This is a genomic window from Variovorax ginsengisoli, assembly GCF_030486595.1.
Taxonomy (GTDB): domain Bacteria; phylum Pseudomonadota; class Gammaproteobacteria; order Burkholderiales; family Burkholderiaceae_C; genus Variovorax; species Variovorax ginsengisoli_B.
Window position 1 is genome coordinate 1 of sequence record NZ_JAUJZH010000008.1, and the last position, 18,802, is coordinate 18,802.

At 68.4% G+C, this 18,802-nt stretch carries 17 protein-coding genes; 6 read left to right on the plus strand and 11 right to left on the minus strand.

All coding sequences use genetic code 11. The annotated features are described in order from the left end of the window. The coding region (locus QZH52_RS12725) for a transposase (protein WP_301809305.1) at positions 1-418 on the plus strand (418 nt) is incomplete at its 5' end. Positions 419-1,251: 833 nt separating this feature from the next. Here QZH52_RS12725 and QZH52_RS12730 read toward each other — a convergent pair. Beyond that, positions 1,252-1,941: a hypothetical protein gene (locus QZH52_RS12730; RefSeq protein WP_301809308.1), complete on the minus strand. Its 690-nt coding sequence runs from the start codon at positions 1,939-1,941 to the stop codon at positions 1,252-1,254. 608 nt (positions 1,942-2,549) lie between these two features. On the opposite strand from QZH52_RS12730, the gene QZH52_RS12735 reads away from it, so the two are divergent. Genes QZH52_RS12735 through QZH52_RS12755 form a run of 5 tightly spaced genes read left to right on the plus strand, consistent with a single transcriptional unit; the run spans position 2,550 to position 8,008 of the window. After that, positions 2,550-3,578, plus strand: a complete 1,029-nt coding sequence (locus QZH52_RS12735) for a FecR family protein (protein WP_301809310.1) — start codon at positions 2,550-2,552, stop codon at positions 3,576-3,578. Between the two features lie 57 nt (positions 3,579-3,635). Further along, the gene (locus QZH52_RS12740; protein WP_301809312.1) at positions 3,636-4,508 is read left to right on the plus strand and encodes a Tll0287-like domain-containing protein; all 873 of its coding nucleotides are present in this window, start codon (positions 3,636-3,638) and stop codon (positions 4,506-4,508) included. A gap of 13 nt (positions 4,509-4,521) precedes the next feature. Continuing rightward, positions 4,522-6,027, plus strand: a complete 1,506-nt coding sequence (locus QZH52_RS12745) for a serine/threonine-protein kinase (RefSeq protein WP_301809316.1) — start codon at positions 4,522-4,524, stop codon at positions 6,025-6,027. A 17-nt stretch (positions 6,028-6,044) separates the two neighbouring features. Then, positions 6,045-7,286 carry a type VI secretion system-associated FHA domain protein TagH gene (gene tagH, locus QZH52_RS12750; RefSeq protein WP_301809319.1) on the plus strand — a complete coding sequence of 414 codons (1,242 nt, stop codon included), beginning with the start codon at positions 6,045-6,047 and terminating at the stop codon, positions 7,284-7,286. Continuing rightward, positions 7,268-8,008: a PP2C family protein-serine/threonine phosphatase gene (locus tag QZH52_RS12755; protein ID WP_301809321.1), complete on the plus strand. Its 741-nt coding sequence runs from the start codon at positions 7,268-7,270 to the stop codon at positions 8,006-8,008. The genes tagH and QZH52_RS12755 overlap by 19 nt, the downstream gene beginning before the upstream one ends. On the opposite strand, the gene tagF is transcribed toward QZH52_RS12755, so the two are convergent. The 10 genes from tagF to QZH52_RS12805 form a co-directional block, all read right to left on the minus strand. After that, complete coding sequence (gene tagF, locus QZH52_RS12760; RefSeq protein ID WP_301809324.1) at positions 7,972-8,559, minus strand: type VI secretion system-associated protein TagF; 588 nt, start codon at positions 8,557-8,559, stop codon at positions 7,972-7,974. The two genes, QZH52_RS12755 and tagF, sit on opposite strands and share 37 nt — an antisense overlap. After that, positions 8,553-11,885, minus strand: a complete 3,333-nt coding sequence (tssM, locus tag QZH52_RS12765; protein ID WP_301809327.1) for a type VI secretion system membrane subunit TssM — start codon at positions 11,883-11,885, stop codon at positions 8,553-8,555. Before tssM ends, tagF begins: the two co-directional genes overlap by 7 nt. Beyond that, on the minus strand, positions 11,882-12,964 hold the full coding sequence (locus QZH52_RS12770) for a DotU/TssL family secretion system protein (protein ID WP_301809333.1): 1,083 nt from the start codon (positions 12,962-12,964) through the stop codon (positions 11,882-11,884). Before QZH52_RS12770 ends, tssM begins: the two co-directional genes overlap by 4 nt. Continuing rightward, positions 12,952-14,145 (minus strand): type VI secretion system lipoprotein TssJ, encoded by a 1,194-nt coding sequence (gene tssJ / locus QZH52_RS12775; RefSeq protein WP_286524328.1) that lies wholly within the window; start codon positions 14,143-14,145, stop codon positions 12,952-12,954. Before tssJ ends, QZH52_RS12770 begins: the two co-directional genes overlap by 13 nt. 143 nt (positions 14,146-14,288) lie before the next feature. Beyond that, entirely contained in the window at positions 14,289-14,900 is a 612-nt protein-coding gene (locus QZH52_RS12780) for an OmpA family protein (protein ID WP_301809340.1), read from the minus strand. A gap of 63 nt (positions 14,901-14,963) precedes the next feature. Continuing rightward, complete coding sequence (locus tag QZH52_RS12785; protein ID WP_301809344.1) at positions 14,964-15,698, minus strand: GIN domain-containing protein; 735 nt, start codon at positions 15,696-15,698, stop codon at positions 14,964-14,966. 31 nt (positions 15,699-15,729) lie between these two features. After that, positions 15,730-16,149 (minus strand): hypothetical protein, encoded by a 420-nt coding sequence (locus QZH52_RS12790; RefSeq protein WP_301809346.1) that lies wholly within the window; start codon positions 16,147-16,149, stop codon positions 15,730-15,732. Further along, a complete protein-coding gene (locus QZH52_RS12795; protein WP_301809349.1) occupies positions 16,133-17,728 on the minus strand; it encodes a DUF4384 domain-containing protein in 1,596 nt (531 codons plus the stop codon). Before QZH52_RS12795 ends, QZH52_RS12790 begins: the two co-directional genes overlap by 17 nt. Before the next feature lie 27 nt (positions 17,729-17,755). Then, positions 17,756-18,079 (minus strand): hypothetical protein, encoded by a 324-nt coding sequence (locus QZH52_RS12800; RefSeq protein WP_301809352.1) that lies wholly within the window; start codon positions 18,077-18,079, stop codon positions 17,756-17,758. Between the two features lie 72 nt (positions 18,080-18,151). Then, positions 18,152-18,724 carry a hypothetical protein gene (locus tag QZH52_RS12805; protein WP_301809354.1) on the minus strand — a complete coding sequence of 191 codons (573 nt, stop codon included), beginning with the start codon at positions 18,722-18,724 and terminating at the stop codon, positions 18,152-18,154. Positions 18,725-18,802: the final 78 nt, after the last annotated feature.

Sequence of the window (18,802 nt, forward strand, 5' to 3'; positions counted from 1 at the left end):
CAAGACGCAGCGGCGCATGGTCTCGGCCGCCATCGGCACGGTGTTCGTACAAGACTCGGCCGATGCGGCACGCTCGCAATGGCGATCGGTCGCCGACCAGCTCCGCGACAAGTTCCCAAAGCTTGGCACGCTGATGGATGACGCGGAGAACGACGTCCTGGCCTTCATGACCTTCCCGCGGGCGCACTGGACGCAGATCTACAGCACGAACCCTCTGGAGCGGCTGAACGCCGAGATCAAGCGGCGCACGAACGTCGTCGGCATCTTCCCCAACGACGCCTCGATCACGAGGCTCGTCGGCGCCATGATGATGGAGCAGAACGACGAGTGGTCGCTCAACCGACGCTACATGCAGTTGGAGGGCTTGCAGACCCTGAGCGATACTGCGCCCACTCGGCTGTCCGCAGTGGCACGCTGAGTACCGTGCAGCTCAGCCTTCTCCGGGCTGTGGACCTACACCACGGAATGGGACACGACCGTCCACAACCATCATCTCGTTCAATTCCAACTCAGCGTTCTGGAAGGACACGAACCAGAGGTCGACTGCTTTCTCCGTGGTCCGTATGCAGCCTCGAATCAACCACTCGTGCAGGATTTCTTGGCGGTCGGAAAAAGGGGTTTGCTCCAGCTCTGCAATTGGCTGGATCGGGTGGAGCAAGCGCTCCGGGCGCACATGGTTGCAGACGCGAATCGCGAGCCTTGGCGATTCAATTTCCCTATCGGATACCCAATGGGCACGACCTTGCTCGATCCAAACTACTTTCTTTTGCCAGTGTGTGACGGAAGCGATCCTCTTCCGTGGAGCATCGATGTCTTTCGAAGCGTGTCGGGCATAGTGCGGCGAGCGAAAAGGCCGAGTTAGCGAAACTCTACTTGCCGACAGCTTTGCATCGGGGCGGCAGCGCAAGTGAGGACAAGCCGGAGCATCCGTTGTGGAGATCTCTGCACAGCCGCTTTGGGCCCGAAGTGGCCGATTCGGTATCGTGCAGATGCACTGACTTCTTTCGCGGCAGCCTGCTTCGACAGAAGTATGCTCGACGCTGGATAGGTATCCAGCTTTTTCCGTGACAAACGCGCCCTCGTCACAGGGAGCCGGATGCGGAAATGCAGAGATTTTCGCCCGTCGGTTTGTCACAGGTGTTACCGCAAAGCCGTTCCATGACAACGCGTTGCGACGGATTCGCTCCCCTCATGGGGTGCAAGGGGTCGAAGGTTCGAATCCTTTCACACCGACCAAAATCGTTAGATAGATCAACGGGTTGCGCTCACAAGGCGTGACCCGTTTCTCTTTGCGCGCACTTTGCGGCGGTACACCCGCTTCGATATGCCGCCGGCCTGGAGCGGCTGCTGGATCTCGATTGTCAGCGCGTCGGTCCCCCGCCAGAACCACTTCTGCCGGACCTTGCGCATGCCGCGCGGCGGGTCCGGGGATCTTCTTGTCAACCGTGCGCGGCCGCGATCGTCCAGTCCGGGACCTTGGCCGACTCGTTGCGCGTATTGAGCACGCGCTGCTCGGTGCTCGTGCAGGCGGGGCATTTCATGGTGTCGTCCCAAAGGGCTTGAACACGTCGGGCTCAAGGTGGCGCGGCGCGTGGCGCGAGCGGTTTCGGCGCGGTGGGCGGCGTCGTAGGTCTCGTCTTGCAGCACGCGTGCGACCTCTCTGACCTGGGTAGTGGGTGAGGGCGGGGTACGGTGGCCGCTCCCAACAGGAGACGCGACATGTGGAAGTGCAGAGCCTGCGGTCTTGAGATCGCGTTTCGAGCCGAAACACTTAAAATTGATGAGGTCGGCCCCTTCTTCATTTGCATGGGCTGCGGTCATCGGAACGCCCTGGTGAACGTTGGCGGCGAGCGCATCGCTCTGGCTCGACCGGTCGAGCTCCGATAGAGCCTCCAGGGCCTTGGGCAGGCGGCAGCCGGTGAGGGGGAGCGTGCAGCTCACATCGCCTCCCTGATGTCGACGCTCACGCCAGAGGGCTGCTGCTCCTTCCGCGCCTGGGCTGCGTCGAATCCCAGGTGAAGCAGCCCTTTTCCTCCTCTCATTTGGTGATGGTGGAGGTGCGGCCAAACTTTCGGCGATGCCACGCTTCATTCACACGCTGCCCGCTCATCGCTCGGCTTTCCCTCCTGCGTTCCCCGATTCCACTTCCACTCGGCACGGGCCATCAGGGAAGCCGATCCGCAGCAGCTGGGTTGTCGAGGGCCGCAGCCAGCGGCTACGGCAGTCCGATGGAGTTCGAGAAAGCCGCAAAAGCTTGGATCGGTGTCCACGAGACCGGCAGCAGCCCATTGCTCGACACAGGGCGCTGAGCCCGGCCGCCAGCCTGCGAAATTGGCTCGCCCGGACAGGCCGTCCGGCTTCTCGAGACGAGCGCAGCAACTCCCTGCCTTGCCGGCAACTCGCCCCCGACCGTTGCGCGCTCGTCGGCCCGGAAAAAGACGGACACGGCGCGGGGGACTGAGTAATATGGAAGTTGTAAATTTGTCTTGCAGCTAGGAACCATGATGCTCGACGCCAGCGGAGTTACGTCTTTACGGCTCGCAAGGGTCTTGTTCGGGTTCCTGCTGCTGTGCGTCGCGAGCCTGTTCGCGTCGCCATTTGCTTGTGCGCAAGCCACCGGCGCCTCGCCGGCCCCGGCGCGATCCGGCAGCATCGTCGGCATCGTCGAAGGCGAGGTCGCGCTGATCCGCCAGACCACGCGTTACGCGCTCGCCGAGGGCGTGTTGTTGAACGATCAGGACATCATCGAGACGGCGCCGGGCGCCTTTGCCCAGATCGAGCTTCCCGGGGGCGTCCTCGTCGGCATCGGTGAATCCACGCGCCTGATGCTGGCGCCTCGCGTCGGCAAGGGGCTGACGGCGCCGCCGCTTTATCTGCTCGAGGGCTGGCTCAAGACCACCGCCCCCGGCGCCTTCGGCTACGTCGGCCCCGGCGTCGAGGTGGCGACGCAGGCCGCCGCTGCCGTCATCCACACCAAGGGGGCGCAGTACGAGTTGTTCGTCGAATCCGGATCCGCCAGGCTGACGCTGCGCGATGGCTCGCAGACGGTCACGCAACTGGCCGGCGGCGACTTCGCACAGCGGCGCGAAGGCACCACGCCGACGGTCGGGCAGCGTGCCACGCCCGAGTTCGTGAGCAAGGTGCCGAGCCAGTTCCGCGACTCGCTGCCCGCGCGTGGCGAGCAGCGCGCCAAGCGCAACGTCGCACCCAAGGCGCGCGGCGAAATCACCTACACCGATGTGGCCGCCTGGCTGCGGACCGAACCGGCGCTGCGGCTGCCGCTGCTGCCGCTGTGGCAGTCGCGTGCGGCCGACCTCGACTTCCGTGCGGGGGCCAAGGCCGATCTGGCGCAACACCCCGAGTGGGAGCGCTATGCCGACCCCGAGGGGTATGCGCGCCGCCTGGCCGAAGAGGCCGAGCGTCGCCGGGCGCGGGAGGCCGCGGCCGCAGCGGCACGGGCCCGCGCGGCTGCCGCTGCAGCAGCAGCTGCCGCCGCCGCTGCCGCCGCACCCGCACCTGCGCCTGGATCCATCCCCGCAGCCTCGGGCACCAGCACCGGGCGCGGCACGTCTCAGTGAACCGTTCGCTGTCGTGGCGCAACCCAGCGACTACTACGACCAGGACTGGAGAATTTCATGAGCCTTCTACTCAAGTTCAATCTGATCTTCCTGGTTGTCTTCGTCGCAGGTGTGGCCGGCACGGGCAAGATTTCCTACGACCTGCTGCAAGGCAACGCCAAGCAGGAAGTGCTCAACCATGCGCGCCTGACGATGGAAAAGGCGATGGCGGTACGCGCCTACACCAATGACCAGATCCGCCCATTGCTCGAAACGCAGATGAAGTACACCTTCCTGCCCCAGACCGTGCCGGCCTATTCCGCCACGGAAGTGCTGGCGACACTGGCCAAGAGCTTCCCGGATTACACCTACAAGGAAGCGACCCTGAATCCGACCAACCCGCGCGATCGGGCCGTCGATTGGGAAGCCGACATCGTGAATCGCTTTCGCACCCAGGCCGATCAGAAGGAGTTCATTGGCGAGCGCGAGTCGGGTACCGGGCGGGCGCTCTACATCGCACGCCCGATCCGTATCACGAACGCCGCCTGCCTGACCTGCCACAGCACGGTCGAGGCGGCGCCGCGCACGGTGATCGAGAAGTACGGGCCGGCCAACGGCTTCGGCTGGCATTTGAACGAGGTGATCGGCGCGCAGGTCGTTTCGGTGCCGATGTCGGTGCCGCTGGCGCGCGCCGAACAGACGTTCAAGGTCTTCATGGCTTCGCTTGTCGGCATCTTCCTGGCCATCGGCATCGTGTTGAACGTGATGCTCTACCTGCTCGTGATCCGGCCGGTGACGGCGCTGTCGAAGGTGGCCAACCGCGTCAGCCTGGGCGAACCCGATGTGCCGGAGTTCGCGACGAATGGCCGTGACGAGATCGGGACCCTGGCGAAATCGTTCACGCGCATGCGCCGCAGCCTCGATCAGGCCATCAAGATGATCGATACCTGAGGCCCGTACCCGCATGTCGCCGCCCACCCACGTCGGTCAGTACCCGCTCCGCGGCGTGATCGGCTCGGGCGGGATGGGTATCGTGTACCTGGCGCACGATCCGGCGATCGACCGTGCGGTGGCGATCAAGACGATTCACCGCCGCCTGCTCGAATCGGGGGGCGACGACATGAGCGTGGCGGCGCGCTTTCGGGTGGAAGCCAAGGCGGCGGGGCGGCTTACCCACCGCAACATCGTCTCGATCTACCAGTTCGGCGAAGACAACGACTTCGCCTACATCGTGATGGAGTACGTCGCCGGACGCAACCTGCGCGACTATGTCCAGGCACCGCGCAAGCTCGAGGTGCCGCAGGTGCTGTGCGTGATGACGCAACTGCTCGACGGCTTGCACTATGCGCACGAGCGCGGCATCGTGCACCGGGACATCAAGCCGGCGAATCTGCTGATTGCCGATGATGGGCGCCTCAAGATCACCGATTTCGGCATCGCGCGAACCGAATCGTCGAATCTGACACGCGCCAATTCGATCGTCGGGTCACCCGGCTACATCGCGCCTGAGCAGTACACCAACCGCGAGATCGACCGCCGCGTCGATGTTTTCTCGGCGGGCGTACTGCTCTATCGGATGCTGAGCGGGACGACGCCATTCGTCGGCACGGACGACGCGATCATGTACAAGATCGTCTACGAGCCTCACAAGCCGCTCAGCGAAGTGACGAACGACGCCAGCCTCAAGCCGTTCGATGCGGTGCTGGACCGCGCGCTGGCGAAGGATCCGGCGCAGCGCTATCCGAACGCGATGGCGATGCGAACGGCGCTGCAGGCGCTCGCCACCGAGACCTTGCCGGAGGTGCTGCCGGCCGACATCGTGTTGGCGCCTGTCATCGAGAGCCTTGAGCCGAGCCTGCCCGTCCCGACGCTGCGCCACGTGTCCGACATGCCCGGGCCGAGCGCGCCGATCGTGCCGACGGTGCCCGACTCGGAGCGGAACGCCCCGGCGCACCCGAAGTCGCTGCCCGTCACCGTCCCGCCTTCGATTCCCGCGCCCACCGGATGGGACACCGTCGCGCTGGCCGAGGTGGAGCGCGAACTGGCACAGCACGTGGGCGCGGTGGCGCGCGTGATGGTGCGCCGCGCCGCGCGTGGCTTGTCCACGCTGGCGGAAGTGCGCCATGCCGTCGCCAGCGCGATCACCGACATCGAAGCGCGCGAGCGCTTCCTGGCCAGGGCCGGCGTGTCGCCAACCCAGAGTGCGGTGTCGGCAGGACGAGCCTCTGGCGCCCAGGTCACGAGAGCGGAGGGCGCGGCGCCGAACGGCGTGCCCATGCGCGAAGGCGATGTCGACAAGGCGGCCGCTGCACTCCTTTCCTCGCTCGGGCCGATTGCGCGGGTGGTCGCGAAGCGCTGTGCCGCGAAATCGAACACCCGCGAGCAGTTCGTTGCCAGCGTCATGGAACAGCTCGCGCCCACCGTCGATGCCCGCCGTGTGCAGGCCGACTTGTGGCGAGCCTTGGGTTGAATCCGAACGGGCCCCCCGTGATCGCGCTGCATGTCATGCGCCGCCCCGGCGCCACCGAGCCCGATGCGACGGCGCTTCCGCTTTCGCCGGAGGGCATCATCATCGGCCGCTCTCCCGAATGCGATCTGGTGCTGGCCGACCCGCTGCGCGGGGTGTCGCGCCAACACGCGCAAGTCGTCATGGCCGGCCAGGACGCGCTCGTGCGCTGCATCAGCGTCACCACCCCCTTGTGGGTGAACGACACGCAGCTCGCCCCGGGTGACCAGCTGGGCCTGTCGGTGGGCGACTGCCTGCGCATCGGCGGGTTCGAGCTCGCTGTCGAGTGCATTGCGGCGCCGGCGGCTCCGCGGGCGCGTCTGGATCGCTGGTTCGATCTGGACGGCGCGCTCGATCCGCTTGCCGCGCAATCGCCGCTGCCGGCCCTGGCGCCGGCGCCTGAAGTGGCATCGACGCCCGAGGCGGTGTCAGCGAGCGCGGTGGTGTCCTGGAAGACGGATCCGCTGGTCGTGCGGACCGGCACGCCGGTGATGCACAGCGCGCCCTCGTTGCCACCGCCTTCGGCGGAGCTGCCGCGGCCCGCCAGCGCAGCGGCTGCCGCATCGACCGCGCCCGCGGGCGGATCGCCGGATCTGGCCGAGCTTGCAGCGGCGTTCGGTCGCGGCGCCGAACTGGGCTGCGCCCAGGTGCCGCCGTTGACGCCGGAGTTGATGGAACACCTGGGCGCACTGCTGCGGGCCACCGCCGAGGGCACGCTCGCGCTGCTGAAAAGCCGCGCGGTCGCGAAACGCCACATGCGCGCCGAGGGCACGGTGATCGCGCCGCGTCAGAACAATCCCCTGAAGTTCTCGCCGGACGCGACCGAAGCCTTGACCCGGATGCTGCAGCGTGTCCCGAGCCCCGGCTTTCTCGACCCCGTGGCGGCGCTGCGCGATGCGAATCGGGACCTGCTGGTCCACCAGGTGGCGATGGTCGCCGGCATGCGCGCGGCGGTGTTCGAGCTCTTTTCCCGCCTGGGACCCGAGGCCGCCGAGAACGCGGAGGGACCGCCGCGCGATCTTCTTGCTCGCCTTCCCAAGCGCCGCGCCGCGGCCCTCTGGGAGCGCCATCGGCTGCAGCACGCCCATCTGCTCGCGCACCTGGATGACGACTTCGAGACCATCTTCGGACGGGAATTCCTGCGCGCCTACGAAGCCCAGTCGCGCGTGAACGCCGATGCCGATGCCCCACCGCCGGAGCCGCCATGGCCCAACGCGCGTTGAACTTCTCGGTCGCCGCGCTGTCGCGAACCGGGCGGCGCGAGTGCAACGAAGACGCCTTCGGCTATTGGCAGGGCGCCGACGCCCTTGTCGCCGTCCTGTGCGACGGTGCGGGTGGACACGGCGGCGGCCAGACGGCCTCGCGCGCGGCCGTGACGCATGTGCTCGAAGCCTTCGCGCTCCGACCCGAGGTCAGCCCGATCGCGCTGAAGCGCCTTGTCCAGGGGGCCAACGACGCGGTGGTCGCGCAGCAGGTCGCGGGCACGACCACGGCCGACATGCGCACCACCATCGTCGTGCTGCTGCTCGACCTGCGCAGTGGCGCGGCGATCTGGGCCCATGCCGGCGACTCGCGGCTGTACCGATGGCATGACGCCCGGTTGCTCGGGCGCACGCGCGATCAAAGCCTCGCGCAGAGCTTGCGCGATGCCGGGCTGAACGCGAGCGACGCCGCCCCGGGGCAACTGACTTCGGCGCTTGGCTCGCCCGAAGGCTTCGACGTCGAGATCCTGGAAACGGCGCAGCTGCTGGCTTCCCGCGATGCCCTGCTGCTGTGCAGCGACGGCCTCTGGTCGGCGTTCGACGATCTGGCGATGGAGCGCAGCCTGGCCGGCTGCAGCGGCATCCAGGCCTGGCTCGATCGACTCGAAGCGGGTGTGCGGCGAGCCGATCGCAGCGACCAGGACAACTATTCCGCGCTCGCGATCTGGTGCGAGCCGGGTTGAACACCGAGCAGTTCGAGCAGAAGTGCCGGCTCCGGCGGCCAGGCCGCGGGCCGCGCAACGACATCGTGTGCGGCGGCGAGCGGCCACCAGAGGCTGGCCGGCGCCGACGGCCAGGGCTCGGCCGGTTTGAAGTCCTGCTCCGGACGGGGCGGCAGGGCGGCGATCGCGGCCTCGAGCGCCTCGGGCCCTTGTGCGGCTGCGTCGAGCAGCGACGCGAGCCGTGCGGCGCCTTCACCCGGCGAGGGCGGGGTGTTGAAGCGTTCGGCCAGCGTCAGCGGAAAGGCGCGTCCGACACGATCGTGCGACGCCGTGAAGATTCCGCACCAGATCTCGCCGGACGTCGGCAGCGCCAGATAGCGCCACGGCGCGAAGGTGCTCAGGCGTTCACGCAGCGCGGCGGCGTCCAGCGTCGTCGCGGCGAGGGCGAGGCCGCGTTGCAGCCAACCATCCCAGTCGCTGCGCCAGCGTGCGGGCAGGCCGCGGCCGACGAAGTCGCCACGCGCGGGCAACTTGCCGTACCAGGAGACGCGACGCGAGGGCGACTTCACCATGATGCCTGCGGGCAGTGAAAACGTGCCAGTTCCCGGAGGGTCCAGACATCGGCGTCTGGTGTCCCGACTGCGCTCGCCTCGACGTCGAGGGTGCGCGTGTCGACGACGAAGCTCAGCTGCGCCGGCGCGCCGTGCTCGCCCTTCCAGTCGCCGCGCAGCAGCACCCGGAGCCAGGCGAACGCACCTTCATGGACTTCGGCGCCGACGCCGGTCGGGCCGGGCGGCAGCACGCGCAGCAGCACTTTCTGCGTCAAGGCCTGTCCGGGCCAGACCAGTTCCTTGGCGCGTGGCGGGCCGTTCTCGAAGCGCAAGAGCTGGCCATCGACATCGATGCTGAACTGCAGCAACTCGGCATCCATGCGCCGTGGCGTGATGCGCAGTTTGAGCTCGGGCAGCGGCGCACCCTGGGGAAAGAACAGGCTGCCGATGGCCGCCGCCCGCTCGAATGCGTCCGAATTGCTCGAGGCACTCGAATCGGCCCCTGCGCTGCGCGCCTTCCACGGCCGGGTCGACGTGTCGACGCGCTCGGCCAACTGGTTGCGCCGGAATTCGTCGAACAGGCCACCGGGTCCGAACAGGCGCGCGAAGTCGGACGGCGCCATGTCCCGCGTCGCGGTGGCACTGAACGGAAAGCGCTCGCGCGTCAACGTACTGCAGGCCTGCGCGAGTTCGACCAGCGCGGCGTCGAAGCCCGGCTTGGCGCGACCGCGCGAGCGGATCAAGGTCCCGAGGTCGGCATAGAGCCTGCGCAGCGGCGCTGGCGCAGCGGCCGCCTCGGTGCGCAAGGTCGCGTCGAGTTCGGCGCGTCGGGTCTCGTCGCGCTTGCCGGCGACCAGGGCGTGAAGGCGGTCGAGCGTTTGCGGTCCGGGACCGGCCGCGTAGTCGCCGAGGGCACCGAAGCGTGCCCGCAGCGTGCCATCGAAGGCGATCTCGGCGGCGCTTGCGCCTTGTGAGGTCGCGCTGAAGTCGTCGGCCAGGCGTGTCAGAAGGCGGCGCAGCGGCGAATCGGGCGCCGTGAGTTCAGTGGCCTGGCGCGAGGCATCCATCGCGTCACTGCCGGGTGCCAGCACAAGGGCATCGAGTTGGCGCGACCAGGTGGCGATCACGCGTTCGGCCTGGCGCTTGCCGACCTGGGTGGCGATTTCGTCGCGCCAGGCGCGGTCCTTCTGCAGGCGTCGCACTTCGCCGCCGGTGTCCCCGAGCACCCAGTCCGCCTCGTTCGCGAGTTCGTCGAAGGTCGTCTCGAGCGCTGGCGCCAGATTGCGCCGCCAGTCGCTGGCGCTCGAATGCGCCGGCATCGGCCCGGCGCTCGACGCCGCGAACAGAAGGGCGCTGGCCGCGCCGAGGCGCGTCGGCAGATCCTGCGGCGGCTCGGGATCGGGAACGCGTCGCAGCAGGCGTTCGTGCACGCGTTGCGCCAGCGGCAGCGCCGCGAGGGCGCTGCGCGCCGCGCGTACGCCGGCGTCGTCGGGGCGCATGGCCTCGGGCAGCCCGCTGCGTTCGAGCAGGTTCCCGGCATGGCGCGCCACCTCGCCACGCTCGCCGGCGCCGCTCGCCTGTGCCAGCGTCTGCTCGACCCAGCCGCGCAACTCGCCGCGGTTCAGGCGTGGCGGGTCGGTGAGCATCAGTGCGGTGCGCAGCGCCTCGTAGCGCGTCGCGCTGTCCCCGGCCTCGCGCAGGTCGCGCCGCAATCGCTCGATGAGCAGCGGCGCCAGGCTCCGGTCCAGCATCTCGCGATAGACCTGTTCCGCCGAGCGCGCCAGCCGCGGTCCCTGGAACAGCCCGAAGCCGAAGCCCGCCGGCGCCGCGTCCGGATCGATGCCGTCGTTCGCGGCCAGGTGGTCGAGCACCGAATAGAGCGGCAACACCTGTTCGAGACTGGCCGATTCCAGGGGGCCGATGCGCCGGGTCAACTGCTCGACACGGGTGCGCACGGCGTCGACATAGTCGAGGTTGCGCCGCCAGCTCTGCCACCACAGGGCGGAGGCGGCGAGCAGCGCGGCACCGGCAAGAGCGGCGCCGAACATGCCGAGGCGCCGACGCCGCTGCAGCCGCTGCAGCCGCTGGCCTGCCAGGGGCGCTTCGACGATCACCAGGCGCTTGAGCAGCGCATTCAGGAAGAACGACTTGCCACCGGCATCGGGGCGCGGGAGCGGCTTCAGCGCCAGGCCGTGGCTGCGCGCGAGTTCGCCGATCACCCGGTCGATCGGATTGCCCTCCTGCGTGCCACTCGTCAGCGCGATCGACCGCAGGCGCTGCACCGGCGCGACGGCAACGTCGGCGAAGGCCTCGCGCACGAATCCTTCGAGGGGCGCGAGCAGGGCCTTGAACTGTGCCGCGAAGGCGTAGATCGGCAGGCGGCGCTGCGGCATCCGCTCTTGCTGCAGCAACTCGGGCGTGCGTTGCGCCAGGCGCTGCGCGAGGTCGTCGAGGCGTGCGCCGAGATCGGCCGGGAGGCCTGCGACATCGGCGTCGAACACCAGGCCCCAGAGCTGCTCGCGTTGCGCAGCGTCGAGATCGCCGAAAGTCTCGACGAAGCCGGCGAGCAGGTCGGCCTTGGTCACCAGCAGGTAGACCGGAAAGGCGAGATCGAGTTCGCGGCGCAGTTCCGCCAGTCGCGATGCGACGGCTGCCGACTGGCGCGCGAGTTCCGCGCCGCCTTGCAGCAGGTCGGGCACGCTGACGCTGACGATCACGCCGTTGATCGGCTGCACCGGCCGGTGCCGGCGCAGGAGCGCCAGGAACTGCTGCCATTCCCCGGCGTCGGCCACGGCGTCGCTGTCCTGCGTCGTGTAGCGTCCAGCCGTGTCGATGAACACGGCGTCCTCGCTGAACCACCAGTCGCACTGGCGCGTTCCGCCGATACCCGCGAGCGGGTCGCGTCCGAGCTTTTCGGCGAGCGGAAAGCGCAGGCCCGAATGCCATATCGCGGTGGTCTTGCCGCCCCCGGGCGCCCCGATGATGAGGTACCAGGGCAATTGCTGCACTTGTCGCCGGCGCTGCCACCAGCGATGCGCGCCTTGCGCTCCGACACCCTGGCGCAGCATCGCGAGCGCTTCGCGGAAGCGCTGGCTCAGCTCGACGGTGGCGTCGCCGGATTCGAGGCCCTTCAGCAATTGCTCGTTGCGCCGCCGGGCCAGCCACCCGCGCAGTCCCCGCAGGCCGACCAGCAGGAGCGCCGCCAGCGCCAGCAAGGCCACGCGTGCGCGCGGGCCGTCGAAGGGATGCCAGCTACCGAAGGCCAGCAGCGGTGCCGCGAACCACAACAAGGCGCCTGCCGCGCCGAGGTTGATGGCGCGTTGCACGAAGCGTGGCGAGGCCGTCATTCCGGGAACAGGACGATCTCGACGCGTCGAAGTGGCGCGCCGGCCGCGGCGTCGACGCGGGCCTCGACCGCCAGCCGCTCATCGCCGAGTTGTGGACGCAGGACGTCGGCGGCGCCGCGCGCCCATTCCATCGCCTGGTGCCAGGCCGAGGGCGTGCGCGCCGTCGGGGGATCGCTGCCGTCGGTGTAGCCGACAACGAGCACCTTGCCCGGCATCTTTTTCAGCGCCGAGCCCAGGCGCGTCAACGGGCCGGTGGCGTCGTCAAGCGCGTTGGCGCCGATGACGACCACGCTGCGCAACGCTTCATCGCGCACCGACAGCCGGCCCGCATCGATGTCGTCGCGCAGGCTCGAGGCCAGCCGCGGCGGCCCCTTCGCGGTGGCCACCACCGGCTGCGCGGCGACGGCGGGTGCCGGTACGAGTCGCTGCAAGGACGCCAGCACGCCGTCGACGCGCGCTGCAAGCTGAAGCTGGCTGGCGGTGTAGATGCCGACGGCAAGCACGCCGAGCAGCAGCACCGCCGGCAACGCGACACGTGACGCCCGCGGTGGGTTGGCCGCAGCGGGCGCGCAGTGCCACGGCGCCACCAGCGCCGGAACCGGGGACGCCTGTTCGAGCGCGAGGTGCACGCGCGTGCGCAGGATTTCATGGTCTCGGCTGTCGGGCGTCATGCCCGCACGCAGCCCGAGACTCAGGCAGGTATGGAAGAGTTCGAGCAGCGCGCGATGCTCGCGCGGCTTTTCGGCCAGCCGCGACAGCAGGCGCAGGAGCTTGTCGCCGCCGTCGGCCTCCCCGTGAAAGCGCTGCAGCAGTCCGGCGGCTCCGGCGCCGAACTGCTCGTCGCCCCAGGCGCAGAGCACATAGCTCGCGGCCGCGACGCTGGCCTCATCGACACCTGCGACGCGCGCATTGGCCTCGAAATGGGCCACCGCCGCCGACAGCGTCCGGCGCAATTCGGCCGGATCGACGGGCGCCGAGTCGCGCAGGCGTGACAGCAGGGCAACGAGGGGGAGGGCCTCGACGCGCAGTGCACGCGCGGCGGCCGGCTCGTCGACGCCGCTGCCCATCACTTGGCCCACCCCAGTTGCAGCCGGCGCGCCTGCGCGTCGAGGCGCGCACGCGCCAACGATCCACCCGGCAAGGGCAGGACGGCACGCCACTGCGAGCTCTCGATTTCCCGAAACGCACCGAACACCGCGACGGCACGCGCGTCGCCGCGCAGTTCGAGGTCCAGCTCGCGCGCCTCGCCGGGGCGCAGGAACAGACTCTGGCGCGCGAGCATGTTCGACCCGAGGGTGGCTTCGTCATCGTCGTAGAGGCTGTCGAAGCTCGCCTTCTCGAACCCGCTCGCATCGCTCAGTACATAGACCCGCAGCGCCAACGAGGCCGACGCATCGCGCGCATCGGTGTTCAGGCTGCGTTGCGCCTGCACGAGCAGCTGCAGGTTGCGTTTCGGCCCGGCCAGCGTCGGTGCCGGAGCGGGGTTGAACATGAAATTCACGACCATCGACGTGTTGACCCAGGGGATCTGGCGCTCCTGGGTGTCGCGCAGCACCTTGATGCGCACGGTCTTCATCATTTCCTCGACATCCACCCCCGGGGTTCGCATCTCGGAGGCGAGGTAGCGCGTGTAGATGCTGTTGCCGCCGACCGGGCCGTCCTCGGCGACCCGACCGGGCGCCGCGGAGAAGGCAATGAGGGCACCCGGCGCCGCCATCTCGGCCAGGCCGTTGGCGTTGCGCGAAGCGGCACGGCGCGACGCGAAGGGGTCGTTGCGGCAGGCGTCGATGATGAAGATGCGCGCGCGCGGGCGCACCCGGTCGACATGCGTGAGCAGCGCTTCCTGCATGTCGATGGCCTCGTCGCGCACTTCGGCCTCGTCGCGCAATGCGATGTCGACCGGCAGCAGGAAGTTGCGCCCGCCGATCTGTATGCCGTGGCCGGCGTAGTAGAAGACCGACGCGACCTGATCGTCGTCCATCCGGCGCGCGAATTCCCGCAGCACGCGCTTGAAGTCGCGGGCATTGAGATTCAGGTGCTCGCCGACCTCGAAGTTGAGGCTGCGCAATGTCTGCGCGACCAGGCGAGCGTCATGCTCGGGATTGTTCAGCGGGATTTCGGGGTACCGCCCATTGCCGATCACGAGTGCGACACGGCGTTGCCCTGGCGAGTCGACCGGGGCCTGCTGCGCTTGCGCGAGGCCGGCCCGGCTCAAGCCGAAACCGGAGCCGAGGCAGGCGAGCAGGCGACGGCGATTCATGGTGACGGCCGAAAGAATGGATGCTGCGGACCTCGAGGACTCCACGGGCGATCGCATGCCATTCTCGGGCGAGCGCTGCGGCGGCACAAGGGGAGGGCGGGCCGCCGCGATCCGGTCCGCCTCGGGCATTGCGCGGCGAACGCTCAGGCGCCGCGGAACTGCACGCGACGGTTGATGGCCGAGTACGGATCGGTGTCTTCGATCGGCTGGCTGGGGCCGTACCCGACCGTCTTCAGGCGTGCGGCGTCGATGCCGTGTTCGTGAACGAGATAGTCGCGCACGGCGCGGGCCCGGTTGCGCGAGAGCTCGAGGTTGTAGGCCGGGCTGCCCTTGGCGTCGGTGTGGCCTTCGACCGTGACGATGCTTCCCGGTGCCAGCAGCTTGATGCCCTTGGCGAGTGCGTCGAGCTGGATCCGTGCGGCCGGAAGGATCTCGGCGGAATCGAAAGCGAACCGTACCGGCAGGGACAGCGCCGAGGCGGGCGCTTTCGAGCCATTGCGCGCGGCACGGGTGGATTCCGAGGGCCGTGCCGATGCATTCACCCGGGAGCCCGTCGCCACCGCCGTGGCCTTCGCCGGGGCGGCGGGCGCGTCGTCGAGCAGGTGAATCGAACGGGTATTGCCGAGCACGTCCGCCACGTCCTGCGGGATCACGAGCTGGCCTTCGCGGTAGACCATGACCTTCTCGGCCTTCACGAGGGGGGTGGCCAGTGCGGCGGCGATGGCGAGGGCGAGGGTGCTGAAGTAGCGGATCATGGGAGGGCTCCTTGGGTGTGGGGTTCGTCGATGCCCGTGGGTTGCGTGCGCCGCCTGCCCGGTTCACTCTTTTTCGACCGAGCCGATGCCGCGGATGGAACGTGTCACCGCCGGGTCGCCGTGGTAGCGCACGTTGCCCACCCCGCCGATGCGCACCGCCAGCGTGGTGCTGGCGGCGAGTTGCACTTCACCGTTGCCGTCGATGGCCACGTCGGCGCGCTCGCTGGCGAGTCTGGGTGCGGAATAGGTGCCGATGCCTGCGATGGCGAGTTGCTGCGCCGCCACCTTGCCGCCGCCGACGGCGACATCGCCCGCACCGGTGATCCGCACGTCGAGGCTCCGTGCGTTGTCCAGGCGCTCGAGGCGGATCGAGCCGCTGCCCGCCAGCACCAGTGCGAGCGTGTCGCTGCGCAGGGGTCCGATGCTGATCTCGCCGGCGGTGCGCGACTCGAAGGCGCGCAAGGTCTGGACGCCGAGCTTCATGCGGATCGGCTGCTTCGTCTCGACCCGGCCGGGCGCAAGGCCGATGAGCAGGCGCCGATCGCGGACCTCGGTCGTGATCTTGCGCAGCACCGCAGGCTCGGCCTCCAGGGTTAGCGACTCGCGCGGGCCCTGTTCGATGCGGACGTCGCCGGCGACGGCAAACACGACCTCGTCGAAGTGGGCGACGCTGCGGGTTTCGGTGGCTGCCTGTGCGGGCCCGGAAGGGGTCGCGGCAAGAAACGCAGCGCAGCCGGCGGCAAGGGCCGCAGCCCGGAGCGACGGCGGTTGCGGGAAGGCTTGGGTTAACCAGTTCATGTCGGGGCTCCAGGTGACGGCGGAATGCGCCTCAGCGCGGCAGCCAGAGGGTGGGCGGGGGCGGGGCAGGGCGCGCCAGGCAGGTGGTTCCGCCGAGATCGGCGGTGACGAACAGGGCGCCGCCACGGCGGTCGGTCGCCACCATCCTTGCGCCCTGCCGTGCTTCGGCGCTCAGCGTGACCGGCCCTTCTTCGAACAGCAGCCGGCCGTTCTGCCAGCAGCGGAGTTGGTAGGTGGCGGGTGCCTTCCCGCCCGCTGCCGGCGGCGCTGGCGCGACGGGGGGTGCGACACGGTCGTCGCCACCGATGATGGCCGCGACAGCTGCGGTCGCGCCGCGGGGCCACTGCAGAACGATGCCGGTCACGGCGACGACGGCCACCAGGGAAAGCGCTGCCAGGCGGGCGCCGCGCCGTTGCTGACGTTCAGAGAGGAAATCACTTGGCTTGTACATGGAAGTTCTCCTGGGCGAGCGTGCCGCCGCTGGCTTTGTCGAAGGCGGCGCCGATCATCGCGAGCGTGGCGCCGGGCAGGGGTTCGAAGTCGATCCCGACCACCGCCTGGGGCAGCGAGGGCATCACGTCGCGCGGCGTCGCGAAGCAGGTCACTGTCTCGGGCACGCCCTTCGCGTTCATCGAGAGCTGGAAGCGCATCGAGCCGGGCAATGTCAGAGGCTTGGCCGAAGCGATGCGCGAGTCCCGCGTGAACCGGTTGGGGAAGAAGCGGATGACCTTGGCCTCCTCGTCCCGCAGGTAGCAGTAGACGTGGGCGTCCTGCGACGGCGCCAGGGAGAGGCTGATCGACTCCCCGGGGGCAAACCGGGTCTGCTGGTTCGGGGCCGAGACGGACAGCTTCAGGGGCGTCGCCGTGGGTGCGGGGGCCGTCGTCGGCGCGGTGGCTTCAGCCGTCCGTGATCCGGGCGGGGTGGCAGGCGTGCCGGGCGCAACGTAGCGTGCCGGTTGTGCCGGGCGCTTGATCTTGCTGTGGTCTGCAGCGAGGAAGGCGCTGAAGAATTTGTCGTCGAGCACTGCCGCGCGGCTCAGGCCGAGCTGCTCGCGATAGTTGGAGATAGCCTCGTCGATGGCAGGATTGAATTCGCCGTCGATCGGGCCGTCGTAGAACCCGCGATGGCGGAGCTGGTTCTGGAAGTAGGCGATCAGCTCGATGCGCGTCGAAGCCATCGCGCTGTACCAATCCAGCAGCTCGAGACGCGTTTCCTCGTTCGCCTTCGGGTCGCTGACGCCCAGGCAGGACCAGTAGGGGGTCTTCGTCAGCTTGCCGATGAGTTCCACCACCGCCAGTTCGACCAGGCCGCGCAGCGCCTGCGAGTTGCCTTCCGAACGTGCCAGGTTCATGCTGTAGTTGATGCCGAACTTCTGGTAGGCGGCATCGCCGTCGATGCCCTTGCCCTGCTTCATGATCACCACGGCATTGCGCGACGTGACCCCCGGCAGCACCCCCATGTCGCTGGTCGACAGCACGCTCAGGTCGAGCGCCAGCATGCTGGTGGACGCGTCCTTGGCAACGCCGAGGTTGAAGTACGGGAAGTAGCCGATGCCCATGTCCTTCTGGTTCTTGATCAGGTTCTCGTCGAACTGCGACACGGAGCCCTTGATGTCGTAGCGCGGAATCGCCTGGTAGACCGCCGTGGTCTGCGCTGCCGACAGGAAGCTGACAACGTTCAATGTGTCCTTGCCGAACGCAACCAGGCGCACCGCGCGGCTGCGCCGCGACATGTCCGACACCGCCGAGATCAGCATGTCACGCGTTCCGGCGTTCAGCTTCTTCGTTTCGTCGGTGATTTCCTCGGTCAGCATCGTCACATCGCGCACGCCGTAGTCGAGCATCATCGTGTCCATGCAGCGCAGCGCGTGCGAAAAGCCCGTGATCGAGCGCTGGGGCCGTTGCTCGGGGCCGATGCGGATCTCGGCGGTTTGTTCGATGGTTTGCTGCTTGACCTCGAGCGTCTGGCAGCCGGCGAGTGCCGCGATGGCTGCAAGGGCCAGGAAGCGCACGATGCGGGGCGGTTTCATGACATCTCCGTTCTGAGGGATTTCGGGTCACTGGCAACTGCCGCGGCCGACGATGTTGATGGCATTGGGTGCGAACACGAACACCTCGCGCGGAGCGGCTCCGATGCGCCCGCCGGTGTCGATGTTGCCGATGCTCTGGCTCCCGCAGGTGCCCTGGTTCGGGTCCAGCGACTTCCCTTGTTCTTCCGCCTTGCGCTCCTGTGCGCCGATGCGGATCTTCTCCTTCGCGATCTTCGCGCGGAACCGCGAGTTGACCTCCAGCAGTTCCTGCCCCGCGAATGCACTGGCGCATGCGCCCAGCGTGATGGCGACGAGGAGGATGCGGGAGGTGCGGACGAGGGGGGCATTCATGGTGGGTCTCCTTGCTGGAAAGCCGCCAGCGCCGTTGGCGCTGGCGGACGAGCGATGAAAGCGCAGCGCTGGTTACTTGGCGACCCCGATGCTTTGGGCGGCGGTGGACAGGAAGCCGCTTGCGGTGTTGTTCGAGCCGGAGGCGATGACGGTCGAGTTGGTCAGCTTGCCGTTGCCTTGCGCGCCGCCGATCTGCTGGCTGGCGGTGGACAGGAAGCCGGATGCGGTGTTGCTTGCACCATTGGCGATCACGGTCGAGTTGCTCACCTTGCCGTTGCCCTTGGCGAAGCCCACTTCCTGCGTCGCAGTGCTGAGGAAGCCCGAGGCCCTGTTGTTCAGGTTCGTTCCGATGACCGTGCTGTTGGTGAGCTCGCCGTTGTCCCGTGCACGGCCGACGTCTTGGTTCGCCGTCGACAGGAAGCCCGAGGCGGAGTTGTTGGCGCCGTTGGCGATCACCGTGCTGTTGGTGATCTTGGAGTTCCCCTCGGACACACCGATGTTCTGGCGCGCCGTGGCCAGGAAGCCGGACGAGGTGTTGTTGGCGTTGGTGGACAGCACCGTCGAGCCGGCGATTTCGCCGGCCATCGCGCCACCGAAGGCGAAACCGAGGGCGATGACGATGGTTGCTTTGCGAACGATTTGCATGATGATCTCCAGGGAGTGATGACAGGGTTTGAGGTTGGGCTTGCCGAATTGCTTGCCTTCCCGCCCATGGGTTGCGGA

Excerpts from the sequence above, each read along its gene's own strand:
- QZH52_RS12795 (WP_301809349.1), bottom strand. The coding sequence starts at position 17,728 with ATGAAACCGCCCCGCATCGTGCGCTTCCTGGCCCTTGCAGCCATCGCG.
- QZH52_RS12745 (WP_301809316.1), top strand. The coding sequence starts at position 4,522 with ATGTCGCCGCCCACCCACGTCGGTCAGTACCCGCTCCGCGGCGTGATC.
- tagF (WP_301809324.1), bottom strand. The coding sequence starts at position 8,559 with ATGGTGAAGTCGCCCTCGCGTCGCGTCTCCTGGTACGGCAAGTTGCCC.
- tssJ (WP_286524328.1), bottom strand. The coding sequence starts at position 14,145 with ATGAATCGCCGTCGCCTGCTCGCCTGCCTCGGCTCCGGTTTCGGCTTG.
- QZH52_RS12805 (WP_301809354.1), bottom strand. The coding sequence starts at position 18,724 with ATGCAAATCGTTCGCAAAGCAACCATCGTCATCGCCCTCGGTTTCGCC.
- QZH52_RS12755 (WP_301809321.1), top strand. The coding sequence starts at position 7,268 with ATGGCCCAACGCGCGTTGAACTTCTCGGTCGCCGCGCTGTCGCGAACC.
- QZH52_RS12780 (WP_301809340.1), bottom strand. The coding sequence starts at position 14,900 with ATGATCCGCTACTTCAGCACCCTCGCCCTCGCCATCGCCGCCGCACTG.
- QZH52_RS12785 (WP_301809344.1), bottom strand. The coding sequence starts at position 15,698 with ATGAACTGGTTAACCCAAGCCTTCCCGCAACCGCCGTCGCTCCGGGCT.
- QZH52_RS12790 (WP_301809346.1), bottom strand. The coding sequence starts at position 16,149 with ATGTACAAGCCAAGTGATTTCCTCTCTGAACGTCAGCAACGGCGCGGC.
- tssM (WP_301809327.1), bottom strand. The coding sequence starts at position 11,885 with ATGACGGCCTCGCCACGCTTCGTGCAACGCGCCATCAACCTCGGCGCG.
- QZH52_RS12800 (WP_301809352.1), bottom strand. The coding sequence starts at position 18,079 with ATGAATGCCCCCCTCGTCCGCACCTCCCGCATCCTCCTCGTCGCCATC.
- QZH52_RS12740 (WP_301809312.1), top strand. The coding sequence starts at position 3,636 with ATGAGCCTTCTACTCAAGTTCAATCTGATCTTCCTGGTTGTCTTCGTC.